This window comes from Lentisphaera profundi (assembly GCF_028728065.1).
In the GTDB taxonomy this organism is placed as follows: domain Bacteria; phylum Verrucomicrobiota; class Lentisphaeria; order Lentisphaerales; family Lentisphaeraceae; genus Lentisphaera; species Lentisphaera profundi.
This window is the reverse complement of sequence record NZ_CP117811.1, coordinates 406848-422933: the sequence shown is the minus strand read 5'-3', so window position 1 is coordinate 422933 and position 16086 is coordinate 406848. Positions and strand designations below refer to the sequence as shown.

General features: G+C 40.4%; 14 protein-coding genes. 9 read left to right on the top strand and 5 right to left on the bottom strand.

The genetic code is table 11. The features are described from left to right. Nucleotides 1–61 precede the first annotated feature (61 nt). The 3 genes from PQO03_RS01625 to PQO03_RS01615 all read left to right on the top strand — a co-directional run bounded on the left by PQO03_RS01625 (nucleotide 62) and on the right by PQO03_RS01615 (nucleotide 2862). Complete coding sequence (locus PQO03_RS01625) at nucleotides 62–733, top strand: SGNH/GDSL hydrolase family protein (RefSeq protein WP_274150732.1); 672 nt, start codon at nucleotides 62–64, stop codon at nucleotides 731–733. 16 nt (nucleotides 734–749) lie between these two features. Further along, nucleotides 750–1310, top strand: a complete 561-nt coding sequence (locus tag PQO03_RS01620; RefSeq protein WP_274150731.1) for a phytanoyl-CoA dioxygenase family protein — start codon at nucleotides 750–752, stop codon at nucleotides 1308–1310. A 391-nt stretch (nucleotides 1311–1701) separates the two neighbouring features. Further along, nucleotides 1702–2862 carry a N(5)-(carboxyethyl)ornithine synthase gene (locus tag PQO03_RS01615; RefSeq protein WP_274150730.1) on the top strand — a complete coding sequence of 387 codons (1161 nt, stop codon included), beginning with the start codon at nucleotides 1702–1704 and terminating at the stop codon, nucleotides 2860–2862. A gap of 89 nt (nucleotides 2863–2951) precedes the next feature. On the opposite strand, the gene PQO03_RS01610 is transcribed toward PQO03_RS01615, so the two are convergent. Together PQO03_RS01610 and PQO03_RS01605 are read right to left on the bottom strand one after the other, a co-directional pair. Further along, a complete protein-coding gene (locus PQO03_RS01610; RefSeq protein WP_274150729.1) occupies nucleotides 2952–4421 on the bottom strand; it encodes a DUF1501 domain-containing protein in 1470 nt (489 codons plus the stop codon). 9 nt (nucleotides 4422–4430) lie between these two features. Beyond that, nucleotides 4431–7361, bottom strand: a complete 2931-nt coding sequence (locus PQO03_RS01605; protein WP_274150728.1) for a PSD1 and planctomycete cytochrome C domain-containing protein — start codon at nucleotides 7359–7361, stop codon at nucleotides 4431–4433. Nucleotides 7362–7539: 178 nt separating this feature from the next. Here PQO03_RS01605 and PQO03_RS01600 point away from each other — a divergent pair, with 178 nt between their 5' ends. Both PQO03_RS01600 and PQO03_RS01595 read left to right on the top strand, forming a co-directional pair. Continuing rightward, on the top strand, nucleotides 7540–8031 hold the full coding sequence (locus PQO03_RS01600; RefSeq protein WP_274150727.1) for a sigma-70 family RNA polymerase sigma factor: 492 nt from the start codon (nucleotides 7540–7542) through the stop codon (nucleotides 8029–8031). Beyond that, nucleotides 8028–9608, top strand: a complete 1581-nt coding sequence (locus tag PQO03_RS01595; protein ID WP_274150726.1) for a LamG-like jellyroll fold domain-containing protein — start codon at nucleotides 8028–8030, stop codon at nucleotides 9606–9608. The genes PQO03_RS01600 and PQO03_RS01595 overlap by 4 nt, the downstream gene beginning before the upstream one ends. 2 nt (nucleotides 9609–9610) lie before the next feature. Here PQO03_RS01595 and PQO03_RS01590 read toward each other — a convergent pair whose 3' ends face one another. Together PQO03_RS01590 and PQO03_RS01585 are read right to left on the bottom strand one after the other, a co-directional pair. Next, nucleotides 9611–10669, bottom strand: a complete 1059-nt coding sequence (locus PQO03_RS01590) for a tetratricopeptide repeat protein (protein ID WP_274150725.1) — start codon at nucleotides 10667–10669, stop codon at nucleotides 9611–9613. A gap of 34 nt (nucleotides 10670–10703) precedes the next feature. Beyond that, entirely contained in the window at nucleotides 10704–11120 is a 417-nt protein-coding gene (locus PQO03_RS01585; RefSeq protein ID WP_274150724.1) for a helix-turn-helix domain-containing protein, read from the bottom strand. 177 nt (nucleotides 11121–11297) lie between these two features. On the opposite strand from PQO03_RS01585, the gene PQO03_RS01580 reads away from it, so the two are divergent. Beyond that, entirely contained in the window at nucleotides 11298–12812 is a 1515-nt protein-coding gene (locus tag PQO03_RS01580) for a hypothetical protein (protein WP_274150723.1), read from the top strand. Nucleotides 12813–12886: 74 nt separating this feature from the next. Here the strand turns inward: PQO03_RS01580 and PQO03_RS01575 are convergent, their stop codons facing one another. Continuing rightward, entirely contained in the window at nucleotides 12887–13495 is a 609-nt protein-coding gene (locus PQO03_RS01575) for a c-type cytochrome (protein ID WP_274150722.1), read from the bottom strand. A gap of 255 nt (nucleotides 13496–13750) precedes the next feature. Between PQO03_RS01575 and rpsT the strand changes: the two genes are divergently transcribed. From rpsT to tsf, 3 genes are all read left to right on the top strand, one after another. Next, entirely contained in the window at nucleotides 13751–14017 is a 267-nt protein-coding gene (gene rpsT, locus PQO03_RS01570; protein WP_274150721.1) for a 30S ribosomal protein S20, read from the top strand. Between the two features lie 78 nt (nucleotides 14018–14095). Continuing rightward, nucleotides 14096–15229 (top strand): 30S ribosomal protein S2, encoded by a 1134-nt coding sequence (rpsB, locus tag PQO03_RS01565; protein ID WP_274150720.1) that lies wholly within the window; start codon nucleotides 14096–14098, stop codon nucleotides 15227–15229. 59 nt (nucleotides 15230–15288) lie between these two features. After that, nucleotides 15289–16080, top strand: coding sequence for a translation elongation factor Ts (gene tsf / locus PQO03_RS01560; RefSeq protein ID WP_274150719.1), 792 nt, complete (start codon nucleotides 15289–15291; stop codon nucleotides 16078–16080). The last annotated feature ends 6 nt before the right edge of the window (nucleotides 16081–16086 follow it).

Sequence of the window (16086 nt, the reverse complement as noted above, 5' to 3'; positions counted from 1 at the left end):
ATGCTAGAATAAGCATCTAACTTTAACTCCACTTCGATCAAACATAAGCAAGGAAAAAGAAATGAAAAAATCACTCATCACTGCCCTACTTTTATCGACTTTCGCTATCACATCACTTTTTGCCGAGCAAGCTCCGGTAAAAACTCCACTGCCTAAGGTATTAATCATTGGCGACTCCATCTCCATTGGCTACACCCCTGAAGTGATAAAGTTACTAAAGGACAAAGCCAATGTTCAACGTCATAAAGGCAATGCAGGACCGACAATCAGAGCCGTGAAAAATATTGATAAATGGCTAGGTGATGGCCAGTGGGACATCATTCATTTTAATTGGGGACTATGGGATATGTATGGCTGGCCATACGCTAAAGACGATCGTTCACCAGCAATGTATGAACAGAGACTCGAGCAATTGCTTGTACGATTAGAAAAGACTCAGGCAAAACTCATTTGGGCCACCACCACGCCTGTTTGTCCCGCTCCAGAAAAAACTATGATCAAGCGCTTCAAAACTTCCGTCGTTATTTCTGCTGCGCAAGAACAAGAATATTTAGATGCTGCCTTGCGTGTCATGAAAAAACACAATGTCCAAATAAATGATCTTCACGCTCTAATGGCACCTCAATTGAAAAAATACGCCATTGCCCCTGATAATGTTCACTACACAAAAGAAGGTTCACAAAAGCTCGCTCAGCAAGTCGCTGCCTCCATCGAAAAGAATTTAAACAAGTAATCCACCTATTGATCACATGCTTGAAGCTCTCTCAAAACTTGGCTATGTAAAAAATATTTTTCCTTTTGATGAAGAGCAAGTTCAAGAATTGGAAGTCATCTCATGTCATGTTAAAAACTTAGCTCTTGAAGAGCGAAAGAATATCTTTTCGCTCTACCCAGAACTTAGAATTTTGATCGATAAAAAGCTTCAAGAACTAGACTTACATTATCGCTCTACTAACTATTGCTTTTACATAGAAAAAAACTTCAGTAAAAACTGGCCTTTGGCACTTCATCAAGATTTAAACTTCCCCGATTATTTAGAACAGGATCATAATCAAAAGCTACAAGAAAAGGGTCTATGGTTTAGAATCAATCTAGATAAAAGTGATCATCAAAATGGCGCCTTAAAAGTGGTCCCACAGAGTCATAAGACCTGCTCGAAAGACAATCCTATTTTCTTAGATAATGAACGAGGAGAAGTCATCCTCTTTAAACCTTTATTATTTCATGGCTCAAATAAAATGATTTGCAATCAACGCAGACGTGTTTTTCAGGTTCTATGTAAGCCTCTCTTTCAAAACCCACATAAGTAGAGACATTCTTGACTCCTCGCTAAATGTTGTAGGAAGGCTATACTAAACCATTCTTTGACCACTGTGGTAGCCATAATGAACTACCCTCCAAAAAATCTAGCCGATGAAAAAGATGGTCACGGTAGCTAACAGTTATCACCTCTTATCATCATTCAAAGATTAAGCTAATCAAGCACTCTATCCACGCTCACTTATGCGCTGAGCTATCCATGCCTACGAGTACCTGCTCTCTAGCCCCTCTATACCCTACCTCATTTGTATTCAGTTTCTGAAAACGAAACCCATATACGATTGTTTTATACCACGTACTACATCAGCAGGCCTATTGGCGAAACGAATTATTCGTTCATGCAGTCACATATATTAATCTATTTAATAACAAGGGAACTACATGAATAAGTCAAGCATCGGAGTCATTGGGACTTCAAAAAAAGAAGATGAGCGTCGAGTTCCCATTCACCCAGAACATTTACAGCGACTCCCAAAAGAAATTTGTCAGCAACTTATTTTTGAAGAAGGCTATGGCGAACCATTTGGTATATCAGATGAAGAAATTGCCGCCCAGTCAGGGGGAATTGCCTCACGCCACACATTATTAGCAGACATCGGTCGCGTGATTATTGCTAAACCCATACTAGCTGATTTAGAAGAACTTCGCGAAGGAGGAACTCTTTGGGGTTATGTGCATTGTGTCCAGCAAAGAGATATTACTCAAGCGGCAGTAGATCGTAAGCTTACACTCATTGCCTTTGAAGAGATGTTCGTTTGGAGCCCCACAGGTCGTATCGGTCGCCATACCTTCTATAAGAATAACGAAATGGCTGGCTACTGCGCCGTATTACATGCCTTGCAACTCAAAGGTATTGATGGTCATTATGGCAACCAACGCAAAACGATGATTTTTAGTTTCGGTGCCGTAAGTCGTGGCGCTATATACGCACTCAAAGCACATGGCTTTAGAGATATCACCATCTGTGTGCAGCGCCCCGATCACGAAGTCCGTGAAGAGGTCCTTGATTGCCACTATGTCCGTCTACGCTCAGGTAATGAGGGTGAAGCACGCATGGTCGTAGTCGAGCACGATGGCAGCGAACGTTCCTTGTCAGAACTCATTAATGAAACTGACATCCTCATCAATGGAACTTTCCAAGAAACGGCTAACCCTCGACATTTTGTAACAGAGGAAGAAAGCTCATGCCTTAAAGCAAATACCCTAATTATCGATGTCAGTTGTGACGAGGGGATGGGATTCTTTTTTGCCAAACCAACGACATTTAAGAACCCGATGTTTAAATATAAATCCGTCGATTATTACGCCGTGGATCATACTCCCAGCTATCTATGGGAAAGTGCTTCACGTTCCATTTCGGCCGCACTTATTGTCCATTTACCCACTGTACTCGCAGGTCGTGAGAGTTGGATGAAAAATACCACTATTCAACGCGCTATCAACATTGATGGTGGCGTCATTAAGGACCCCTCTATTCTGTCCTTCCAGAATCGTTCACCTGACTATCCGCATGCTCCTATTACCCCAATAGTAAATTGCTAAGCTAATTCAAAAGAAACTTAAGTCTGATTTATCTTTAATTATAGACTTAAGTTTCTTTCTTCCTAGGTTCTAGAATGATTCTATCTGCCTTAGGCTAAGATGTTTTTGACCACGTGACCATGGACATCAGTGAGACGAAAGCGACGACCTTGGTATTTGTAGGTCAAACGCTCGTGATCAACTCCCAAGAGGTGTAACATAGTTGCGTGAAAGTCATGTACGTGAACACCATCTTTGACGATATTATAAGAGAACTCATCGGTCTCACCATGGGTCATACCTGGCTTTACTCCACCACCGGCCATCCAATAAGTAAAAGCACGTGGATGATGATCACGCCCATATTCCTTCTCAGTCAATTTCCCTTGGCAATAGGCCGTACGTCCAAACTCTCCACCCCAAACAACGAGTGTATCGTCTAACATCCCTCTTTGTTTCAGGTCCGTCACTAAAGCAGCCGAAGCTTGATCCACGTCATCACATTGTTTAGGCAAGGCCTTTGGAATTCCACCATGCTGATCCCAACCCCTATGGTAAAGCTGAATAAAACGTACGCCTTTTTCGGCCTGACGTCGAGCTAAGATACAATTGGCGGCAAAAGTTCCCGGCGTCTTAGAATTCGGTCCATACATTTCAAACGTGGCCTCACTCTCCTTACTTATATCGAGCGCATCTGGCACCGACGTCTGCATACGGTAGGCCATTTCATATTGATTAATTCGCGTTTGAGTTTCTGGATCAAAATGCTCATTATAGGCTTCTTGGTTGAGTTCTTTCAAACCATCGAGCATGCGTCGACGACTCTTTGGATTTTCTCCTTTGGGATTATTTAGGTAAAGTACAGGATCTTTGCCACTGCGGAACTGAACTCCTTGATGAACTGAGGGCAAAAAGCCATTACCCCATAGTTTGGTATAAATGGGCTGACCACCAGGACGGCCTGTACCATTAGACATAAGCACCGTGAATTCAGGTAAATTTTTATTCATACTGCCCAAGCCGTAGCTCAACCATGAGCCAATACTAGGACGACCTGGAATTTGCGAGCCCGTCTGAAAAAATGTCATGCCAGGATCGTGATTAATCGCGTCGGTATGCATACTCTTGATAAAACAAAGATCATCGGCAATTTTCGCGGTATGAGGCATCAAGGAACTAATCCATGCACCACTCTTGCCATGCTGCTTAAAATCCCATTTGTGTCCCGCAATCGGGAAGCCTTTCTGCCCAGAAGTCATGCCCGTAAGGCGTTGCTCTTTTTTGATAAAACCTTCTTTCGACCAAGAGCCATCTTTTTGCTTGGTTTTAAAGAGTTCTTTCCCATGAAATTCACGTAAAAGTGGCTTGTGATCAAACATATCCTGCTGAGAGGGACCTCCACTCATAAAGAGAAAAATAACGCGTTTAGCCTTGGGGGCAAAATGAGGGAGTTGGGATTGAATATCCTTCGCTATTAAATCAGGACTCATAAGACTTGAAAGAGCTAAGCCTCCGAGGCCTGCACCACTTTGTTTAAAAAACTGGCGACGATCAAATGGATTTGAAAAATTATTATTCATGGCAAGTCCTTAGTTTCTTGTAATCGTTTCATCGAGATTTAAAATCATTTGAGCGACAATCATATAGGCTGCTTGCTCAACGTTATTTAACTTTACATTTTGCTTATAGTCCCCCGCAGAAACTAATTTTTTAGCTTCTTCTTTTTGGGCAGTAAACTCTTTCACGCGCAATTCATATTCCTTTGACAATACAGCAAGCTCCGTCTTGCTTGGCTGACGAGCCGTTGCAAGGCGCCAAGCAAAGCTCAATTTATCTGCTAAGCTCTCTCCACCCTCGACCATCATTCGCTCTGCCAATATTCGTGCGGATTCGACATGCTGAACATCATTGAGAAGAACTAAGGCTTGCAATGGGGTGTTTGTCTGAGCACGCCTTGCTGCACAAGTTGTACGATCTGTGGCATCAAAAAGTACACTGCTTGGGTGAGGTGAGGTACGTCTCCAAAAAGCATAGAGTGTTTTACGATAGAGTTTATCGCCCTTATCCTGAACGAAAGGCATCTTCGTTGTCTTTTCTTTCCATAATCCTGGTGGTTGATACACGCGTACTGGGGCTCCTCCAATCTTGGTATTGAGTAGTCCACTAATAGCCAGTGAATTATCGCGGATAAGTTCTGCTTGTAAACGCTGACGCGAAGCATAAGAAAGGTGAATATTTTCTGGATCAGTCTTCCTTTTTATAGGGCTTACCACTGTCGTTTGACGATAAGTGGCCGACATCACCATAAGCTTTATCATATGTTTCAAATCCCATCCACTCTCAATGAATTCCACCGCCAAATAATCTAATAATTCAGGATTAGAAGGAAGCTCACCCTGTAAACCAAAGTCTTCCGTTGTTCTCACAATCCCACGGCCAAAAATCAATTGCCAGTAACGATTAATTGTCACTCGCGATGTTAAGGGATTACCCTTATCGACTATCCAGTCAGCTAAGCCCAAACGATTTTTTTCAAAACCCTCAAAACTCAAAATCGCTCGCGGCACATGGGGGAAAACTTCTTCTTTTTTAGCGGTATAATCACCACGATCTAAAATATGCACTTTACGTGCTTCTCCCTCACGTTCTTTCATAATCATAGAGACAGGAATATTTTTGCGCCAAGCAACTAAGTCATTGCGATTCTTAACCAAGGCCATGGCATCATTTTTTGTGGCTGTATTTTCTTTTAATAACTCAATTCTATATAAGGCCTGAGCTCTTTTTGACTCGGGAAAATCAGTCATTAACAAAGCGTTTAATTCAGCGCTAAATATCCCTTGCTCAATCGCGCCAAACAATAAAACTTGTTTAGGCTTGAGAGACTTTTTATACTCCTTGACGACTTTCTTTTGCTTATCCAATAGTTCAATTTTTATATTGAGATCCCTCGGCAAATTATCTGCAGGCCAAAGGATGAGTGACTCAATCGCACTCTCTTCAGCGAGTGCTAATTCCCAAGAACTATTCTTTTCTTTATTTGTTGCTGAATAATGTGCTCCCTTTTTATCTTCTAAGTAAATACCATCAATAGCTTTGTCTGCCGACTGTTTTTTCATTGTCGTTGACTGACTCGCTTTAGCTAATGGAGCAAGATTTTTTCCCATAGAAAAAACTTGTACTTCATCCAAATATAAGGGGCGATTTTTACTATTGCTTGTGATTCGAATAAGGCTAACTTTCTCTATTGCAGGAACTTGTTTTTTATATTTCAACTCCGGACGAATTCCATCTTCACCCTTAAGTTTCGACTCATAGAGTGCCACTTTTTCCACCAAAGATTTTTCTCCATCCACGTATTCCTTGGTATAAACTTTCATGGCCGGAGCATGCTTATCATCTACTTTACCTTTTTCTGCAATATTAGTAAAAAAGGCCGACATTTCATAAAACTCTTTCTGGCTTAATGGATCATATTTATGATCGTGACATTGCGCACACTCTAAGCTCATCCCTAGAAAAGTGATGGAAGTGGTTTTAACACGATCCGCCGCGTAAATTTTCAAATACTCTTCATCAATAATTCCACCCTCTTTGGATGTGGGGTTATTACGATTAAAACCCGTAGCTAAAATTTGTTCATCCGTGGGGTTTTCTAATAAATCCCCCGCTAATTGTTCACGAATAAAATCATCAAAGGGCTGATTATTATTAAAGGCTTTAACGACCCAATCTCTCCAAGGCCAAATCGGGTGTGAACTATCTTCAAACAGTCCGCGAGTATCGCCATAGCGTGCTAAATCTAACCATTCCAAGGCCATTCGCTCGCCATAGTGCTGGCTCGCCAAAAAGTCATCAACCACGCGCTCATAAGCTTTTGATGATTTATCTACCAAGAAACTATCGACTTCTTTAAGAGAAGGAGGTATGCCGCGTAAATCTAAGGAAAGGCGACGAATGATTTTTTCTTTATTCGCTGCTTGACTTGGAGATAGTTTCTCTAAACGCAATTGATTAGCTATGTAATCATCAATCGCATTAATACTGTTTTTTGATTTTTTGACAACAGCTTTTTGGGGACTTACATAAGCCCAGTGCTTTTCCCATTTTGCGCCTTGTTGAATCCAGCGTTTGAGTAAATCTTTTTCTTCTTTACTGAGACGTAAATCACTGTCTGCAGGAGGCATCATTTCATCTTCATCATCTGAAAATATTCTTTCTATCAAAGTACTATGCTCTAGGTCTCCTTCGACAATCGCATAACGCGCTTTCTTGCTTGCTTCATCTGCTGGCAAAGCTGCCTTACCGCGTTTTTTTCTCTTCAAAGCATATAAATCAGCCTTAGCTGATGATTCGTCATCTAGTCTTAAAGCACCTTTTTGACCTTCAGCTGCATCGGGTCCATGACAATGATAACAACGATCTGCTAAGATGGGTCGAATTTGTTTATTGAAGCTCACAGTTTCTTCGGCACCGAGCGTGACCGCCGACAGACTGAATAATAAGATAAAGTATTTCATAATAACCTTTTAAATGTTTGATCTGCCCTTTAGATCGTCAAGAAAAAGGGATATCTGCCTGCTCATTAATTATTTTATCACATTTTTTCTAAGTTTAGGCATATTTCATTCTTTGCTAACGATATTATAATTAACGAACTTATGAGATTTCTTACCTATGCACCCTTCTGAACAATTCATGACTTTATATATTAAGTACGAGCCCAAGATACGCTCCTACGTTCAACGACTCGTATTCCATACTAAGGATGCGGAAGATGTCATGCAGTGTACCGCTATGGTTTTATGGAAAAAACATGAGAATTATAATTCGGAATACCCCTTTCTTCCCTGGGCCTACAAATTCGCCTATAATGAAATAAGAAATTATTATCGCAAGAACGAAAAGAAAAATTTATTCTTAGACCAAGATTGCCTTGAGCAATTAGCCGATACTTCTTCCGAATTTTCTACTGAACTCGACAATCTAAAATCTTATTTAGATGAATGCCTCTATAAGTTAGAAAATGAAGATCGACGCTTAATCGAGTACCGTTACTGCGAAGATGGCCAGATAAATGAACTCGCGAAGAAGCGTAACACGACTGCGAATGCCCTCAGTAAAAACTTACAAAAAATACGTCAAAAACTTTTCCTCTGTGTACGTCTCAACCGCGGAGATGAATCATGAGTAAATTCAAATTCACCCGCGAATCACGTCGCATCTTTGAACTCAGTCATCAATTAAATGATACTGAACTCAGTGAAGACGAAGGCACAGAACTCAATAAGCTATTAAAAAATAATCCTGAGGGGCAATTGATTTTTTTGAGTTTACGAGATCAAGATTTAAGTCTTAGCGACAGACTTCAGAATCGTTCTATTCATGAAAAAACTCTTGGCGAAAGTGAGCCGAAAAAAAAAACTGACTCGAAGTCACACACAGTCTTATATATAATAGTTTTGACTTTAATCGCCTTCATCGCTTTCTTCCTCTTCAAAAATAAATCTACCGAAGTCACCACAGAAGAAAATACTCAGGCCCTTGAGCTTACGGAGCCTTACCGACCCTACATTGCCAGCATCAGCAGTAGTATCGATGTTGTTGACCCTAAATTTAAACAAGGACAAGATTTAAAAACTGGGTGGCTCAAACTCGATCAAGGAATGATTGTCATTGAGTTAGATAGTGCCATGGAATTAAATATTACGGCACCCGCTGAAATCGAGCTCCAAAGCGGCAATAAAATCTTTATCAAAAAGGGAAAAGTCAGACTCACGTCACTGATTAAACGAAAAGGATTCGCAGCGTTTACACAACATGGTCAAATACTGGATCAAGGTGCTGACTTCGGTGTCAATATACAAAAACACAAAGCGACTGCTACATGCTTTCTGGGCTCAATCTCCTTTAGCGATGATAGTTTTAAAAAAATCATTCACGAGAATCAAACTTTTTCCTTAATCACTAAACAACTCGTTGACGCAGAAAGCTACCTCAGCACAAAGTCCATTCATCAACAATCCAAGGATCGCAGTCAAAGTCAATTACTCAAATGGCAAGAGCTTATCAAAAAACTTAAAACTGATCCAGATACCGCTTTCATGTATCAGTTCAAACCCAATCCACATGATGACAAAGCTCTCATTCAAGAAGTGTATCGCGGCGAAGTCTTACCTGCTCATGGCAAAATTATTGGTGCCACATGGGCAGAAGGACGTTTTCCCACGACACATAGTTTAAAATTTCAACGCCCTAATGATCGCGTCAAATTTTTCCTCAACGAAAAATTCCCTGCCATGACCATGAATCTCTGGGTGAAATTTGAACATCTTACCAATAATAATCACTTAGGTGTCCTCTTAAGTGAAAAATGGGAACCCAATGAATTCACCGTACAGTTGCAGACCGTGCCACAAGGTTCATTTTTTAAATTGAGCAGCAAAAGTAACTTCACTGTAAGCAGTGACTTTTTTAATGCTGAATCGATTCTCAAAAATTGGATTTTACTTTCTTTTACTTTTGACATCGAGAAAAAGGAGTTCTTCATCTATATCAATGGAGAAGATGTCACTTCACAACGACATATCGCTACAGCTTCTTTACAAGAAAGTTATATGGGTTGGTGCGATCTCATGAATTGGGTTCCTCTTAATAGCCAAGATATTCGCAATGCCCCTGGCCAAGTTGATTTCCTCTCGATTCATCGCAGCGCTTTTAGCCCAAAAGAAATCAAACAGTTTTATCAAGAATCCAAAACCCCTTAATTTCACGCTTCTTCTTGGTCCAAATTTTTCCTTTTCTTGCGCTGATCACTCGCAATCTTTAAGCCTATGAGCAATGCCGCAATAATAACAAACAAAACTAAAAATACGGGGAACTGAAAACCTAGGTAAGTGCCCACTTCTAACAACGCGACACGACTCATTCCTTGGATTTCCATTTCATTAAAAATCTCCCCAAATTCATAAATCCTTTGCGAACTTCGCATTAATTGCTCTTCTGTCAATTTAAAATTTTCGCCCCAACGCTCCGCGCCATTCACTCGACGATCTAGCTTCCTTCTTAAACTAAAACGATCTTCCACCACCTGCATAAAACTTCTCTGCTCGCGCCATTCATTACGGATCAAAGCATAACGTTCTCGTATGGGTAACACAGGATTGAGTGAGCCGGCTTTTGCATAGGCATGTATGGCTAACTGGAGATTTCCCTCGGTGTATAAAATATCTCCAAGGATATAATAAGCATCGGCAAAGGCATAATCATTTTTGATGAGGCTTACAATATATTCTTTATTTGCGATCGCCGCAGATTTCACGGGGGGCTCAATATAATTTACGCCCAGAAAATTTTGCTCCATTTCCTCATTTACTAAGAACTCACACATTTTAAGGTAATAGTCACCTAAACCCATGTGGCCTTCTGGCTTAATTCCTAAGGATTGCGCAATGAACTTTGCGGCTTTCGCATACTCACCCTTTTTCTTAAAAAGCACTCCATAATTCGCTGCTGTTTCATATCTTCCGGGATGAAGTTTTTCATTGTGATCTAATTCAGCTTCTGCTTCTGTATACTTAGCTAATTTTATATAGGCGACGGCCAAATCATTGCGTGCCTCAAAATCCTCTGGCTCATTTCTGAGTTTCTCTAAACTGGCTTGTTCGTGAAAGAGGTAAAAAGATTCGCTGCGGTGAGCAAACTGACCAAGGGCTAAGAAAATCATTTCATTCGTTATTTTCTTCTCATCAAGCCTCGAGTAAGATGAATTAACACATGCTTGACTACTGAATGAGAATAGACTAATTAATAATAATAAATGCTTCATTTCTTAACTCCCTTTTTTGTTTTAAGTGCCCAGATCAGTCCTCTTTTTTATCTGGTATTCTTAGTGATTCTAATTTTTCAGTATCACCAAAAAGTGTAATTGCCCCGCAGTTACAGCACATATACGCACTACTCCCCACGTTGGAATCCTTGAAAGTCCAAAACTTTGACTTCTCCGGAGCAAAATAATTTTTCCCTGTGCTCTTAAAATTGCCTTTTACAATGTCTTCGCTATGGCAGCTAGAGCACAACTTTTTCAGCTTTTCCACATCCTTCTTACTAGGAATCACTTGAATACAGGAATCTAAATCCTCCTGTAAAAATCGTGTTGAATCCCCTACTTTTCTCACCGTGATCTTACTATCACGCATCCAACGATAAAGCGTTGGCTCTCCTATCGATAAATATTCTGCGGCTTGCTTAATCGTATACCACTGTGGACTTGAGCTCATCTAACTTCCTTTAACTATCATTTACTTTCAAATACTCTACATAGTTTATTTTCAGTATGCAATAGTTGAGCTCAATAAACAACAAGAAAAAACAAAATTAAAAAAATAACCTCCAAAATATTGAATAACAGTAAATGATAGCTTATGATAATTTAATCAGCCAAAAAGGAGCTCGTGATGAACAGCATAGAATTAGACCAAGATCGTTTTAAAACTTATTTTCTGAATTTCATAAAGGATACAGGGGGAAGCAGTCTCTACTGCCTGAGTGCTCTTTCTATCATCTGGGGTTTATTTCAAGTCATGACCCCCATTCTTACTAGTGATGCCCTCAATGAAAAAATATTTTGCATTCTTTCCATTGCTCTCTATGAACTCATGCTCTTAGCGATGTATGCCTTTTTGAAAATAAAACGGAGCTTCTCCTCCACGGCTCTAACTATCATTCTGGGTATATTTTTCATGGCCAATGGCCTGCTATTAAATACCATCGCTTGCGATAACGCCTCCCTAGGAATTCTCATGGGCTGCGGATTATTCGCATTCACCGCTTTAAAACTTCATCTCTTAAAACGTTATGCTCAGATAAATTTTGGTCCGCGAAAAACTATCGGACTGCTTTTTCTCACTTATATAAATTTTATCATGCCTGGCTTAGTGGCCACACATTTTGAGGAGGCCCTAACAGTAGGACAAATTTGGCGCCAAGCTTTAAATCTCATGAATTTTGCTTTGCTTGTGTCTTACCTCAACTTCAATACCGTCACCCAAGATGATTACTCCAAAAGAATTTTCTACGCATTAAGCTTCATACTAAGTTCTTTAAATGTTTGGGCCATGGCCTACATCTTTAGCGTAACTTATAGCTTCTATGATTTCATCCCTAGCCTGTGTTTACTCAGTTTCATTGGCATCGACCATTACTTCACGAGATCAAAAGCTGTGGGATTCTTAGCTTTGCTCCCTTTTGCTTTGGTCTACTTCAACGAAGCTACTTATCAGCACTTACAAAATACTTTTAGCCCTTTTAACACTCTACTCATTAGTGGCTTTTTCATCCTTTACTTAGCTGTAAAACATCGCTGGAGTCCTCTTTTGTACATGGCGCTCTTCTACTTCAATGCACTCATCTACAATCATCTCTTTAGCGAGTTTTACCTCATTCAAAATCTCATCTATTTCCTTGCCGCTTTTGCCGTTATTTTCGCATGGTCTTGCTGGCGTCAACATGCAATTAGCCTCATTGCACTCGCTTTTGTCTTGGCGACCAAAGCCCATCAATTGCTACCAGAAAACTGGAATATCGAGCTCTTTAATTGGGACACTCAACTTATGCTTTTTATTCCTGCAGGATTATTTCTGCTCTTCATCAATCGACTCAGTACCAAGTCACAAGGCCTACAAACATGCTCCGCCATGATGATTGCCCTCGGGGCCTTAAGCGCTCCAAATTTAATGACTTTGCAAATCATCATGATTTTTATATCTATTGCCAGTATACTTTATTTTAAAAATGCTCAAGCCCAAGCCATCACGCTCTTATTTTTTGCACTAGCCATTCTCAAGAGTTTTTATCATCTCTTTCAGCATTTAAATGGCTGGGCTTATATCATCCTAAGTTTCATTCTGCTAGGACTGGGAACCTTCATTAATTATCATAAAGATCACGTCAATCACAGTGAACAAAAGTAAGTGATGGCCTTGCTATTTTTAATCTCTTTTTCATGGTGATTTTAGTCAGGAGCTAATACTAAAATCTTAGCTTATCACTTCTCTTTTACTTCTTCTTTGCTAAGAGTGGAGAGATAGGCTAAAAGATCTTTCATTTGCGCTGCTGTCGGGTTTTTCCCTCCGTGATGTGAGCGTATACCCTTGTTAAACTTAATCATTTGCCCCTGTAAATACCAATCAATTTGCACGTTCAAAGGTGGTGCTAATTTACTGCGTACACCTACTGCTTTATCGCCATGACAGGAGGCGCAATCAGCTTGATAAAGCTTCTCTCCAAGAGTTTTATCCCCGTCTTTGAGAGTTCGACGTGCTTTTAATGGTCGCATACTCTGCACATGTTTACCCAAAAAAGCGATACTTTTATCATCCAAAGTCTGCGTCATACTTTGCATCATCTGTCCCTCAGTATCAGCGGCATCTGCCCCACGCTTGCCATCGCGAAAATGCCGTAATTGCTGAGTTACATACCAGCGAGGCAGACCCGCAATTGACGCAACTTTCATTGATTTAAGTCCGTAACCATCATCTAAATGACACGCCGTGCAGCGCTCTCGAAAAAGCAGGTTCGCCTGCTCAGCAACAGTGCTTTCAGCCTCTACTGTTAGTGTCGCTACAATAAAAAAAATGCTAAATAAATATTTCATACAAATCCTTAACTGATGTTTTATAGTCAAGTTAAAAAAGCACACGAAAGACTAACTTGCAAGTCAGCATAAAAATATAGCTATAAGAGCTCATTAACTTGCCCGTAAATTCAAGTCGAGAATGTGCTCTTTTTCATCCTCTCAAAAAAAAGTATTTTACAAGCTTGAAAGTCAAGGAAAAACCACTATTTTCCGCGACCTTTTGTCTCTGGACATTAGGCAAGCATAATTATATAACAAATTAGGAATTTAAATATGGCACACGCACCGTCTGCGAAAAAACATATAAGATCCGATGCGAAAAAACAAGCTCGTAACAAAGCTCGTAAAAGCGCTATCGCTACTTATGACAAGAAGTTCAATGCTCTACTTCTAGAAAACAAAATCGAAGAAGCTACTGCAGCTCTCACAGTTTGTTTCTCTGCACTTGATAGAGCCGCCAAAAAAGGCGTTATGAAAAAACCTACTGTTGATCGTAAAAAATCACGTCTTGCACTTGCTTTAAATAAAGCTGCTAAGTAATCCAACCCAACTAAAAAATAATTTAACTCGAGTGCTTGACTCCAAACACAAAGCATTCAAAAACCAATAGGAAGAGATATGTCAATCAAAATTACTGACCTCCTTGAAGCCGGCGTACATTTCGGCCACCAAACCCGTCGTTGGAATCCAAAAATGAAACCATACATTTATGGTTCTAGAAACGGTATCCACATTTTCGATCTGAGCAAAACTATGGTTGCTCTTAATAATGCTTGTAAATTCCTCTATTCAACAGTTGCTGAAGGCGGCGATGTACTCTTCATTGGTACTAAGCGTCAATCACAAGAAATCGTGGAAGAATCGGCAAAAGCTAGTAATATGCACTACATCTCTTACCGTTGGTTAGGTGGTACTCTTACTAACCTTACTACTATTCGTAAAAGTGTTGCTAAGCTTAAGAAATACACGAAAATGGAAGAAGACGGCTCTCTCGACAAAATGAAGAAGAAAGAAGCTTCTAAAATTCGTCGTGAAAAAACGAAACTCGAAAACTCTCTTTCTGGTATCACTGACCTTCAGCGTCCTCCTGCAGTTGTAGTCGTAGTAGACATCAACAAAGAGCACATCGCGATTAAAGAAGCTCACTCTCTCGGTATTCCGATCGTTTCTATCCTCGACTCAAACTCCAACCCAGATGACGTTGATTACGGTATTCCTGGTAACGATGATGCAGTACGTTCTGTACAAGTTATCTTCGACCAACTCAGTGCTGCTGTTGTTGCGGGTAAAGGTATTGCTGACGCAAAAGCTGCTGAAAAAGCTAAAGAAGACAAGATCAAAGCTGAGAAAGCTAAAGCTGACAAAGCAGAAAAAATGAAAGCTGACAGAGAAAGATCTGACAAACTTAAAGCTGAGAGAACTGAGAAAATCAAAGCTGAGAAAGCTAAGAAAGACGCAGCGTTTAAAGCTAAAAAAGATGCTGAAGCTAAAGAAGCTGCTCCTACTGAAGCTAAAAAAGAAGCCGCTCCTAAGAAAGAAGCCGCTGCTCCTGAAGCTAAAAAAGAAGCTGCTCCTGCTAAAGCTAAAAAAGAAGCTGCTCCTAAGAAAGAAGCCGCTCCTGCTAAAGCTAAAAAAGAAGCTGCTCCTAAGAAAGAAGCCGCTCCTGCTAAAGCTAAAAAAGAAGCTGCTCCTAAGAAAGAAGCCGCTCCTGCTAAAGCTAAGAAAGAAGCCGCTCCTAAAAAAGAAGCGTAAGCACTTTTTGATCTCGTGCGACCTTCGGGTCGCATAAACAAAACTTAAGGAAAAAACACATGGCTATTTCTGCTAAAGATATTGCTGCCCTCCGCAAAGCTACTAACTGTGGCATGCTCGATTGCAAAAAAGCACTCATCGAATCTGACAGCGATTTCGACAAAGCTGTAGAAATCCTCCGTAAAAGAGGCCAAGCAAAGGCTGTTAAGAAAGCCGGTCGCGAAGCTAACGAAGGTGTAGTTGTTGCTACAGTTAAAGGCAACAAAGCTGCTATCACTCAACTCTCTTGTGAAACTGACTTCGTAGGTAACACTGATCGTTTCCGTGACTACGCATCTTCACTTCTTGAAAAAACTATTGCGAAAGACTCAAACGGCGAAGTTACTGCTGAGCTCGTAGAGCAAGAAAAAGACGACCTTGTTACAATGATTGCTACAATCGGCGAAAACATGCAGATCGTTAATGCTCAATCTTGGACTTCTGAAGGTCAACTTCAAAGTTACATCCACGGCAATGGTCGTATCGGTGTTATCGTTGACGTTGAAGGCGAAATTGACGCTGCAGGCCTCAAGTCTGTATGTATGCACATCGCTGCTTTCAATCCTTCTTATGTTGATGATTCTGGCGTTCCTGCTGAAGACATCGAAAAAGAAAAAGCTATTTTTGCTGAAAAAGCTAAAGGCAAACCTCCTGAAATCGCTGACAAAATCATTAATGGTTCTGTTCAGAAATGGTTCAAAGATGTTTGCTTCGTCAACCAACCTTGGATTATGGATGACAAACTTACTTTCAGCCAAGCTTACCCTAAAGCGACTGTAAAACGTTTCGTTATGTGTAAGATCGGTAAGTAGACATTG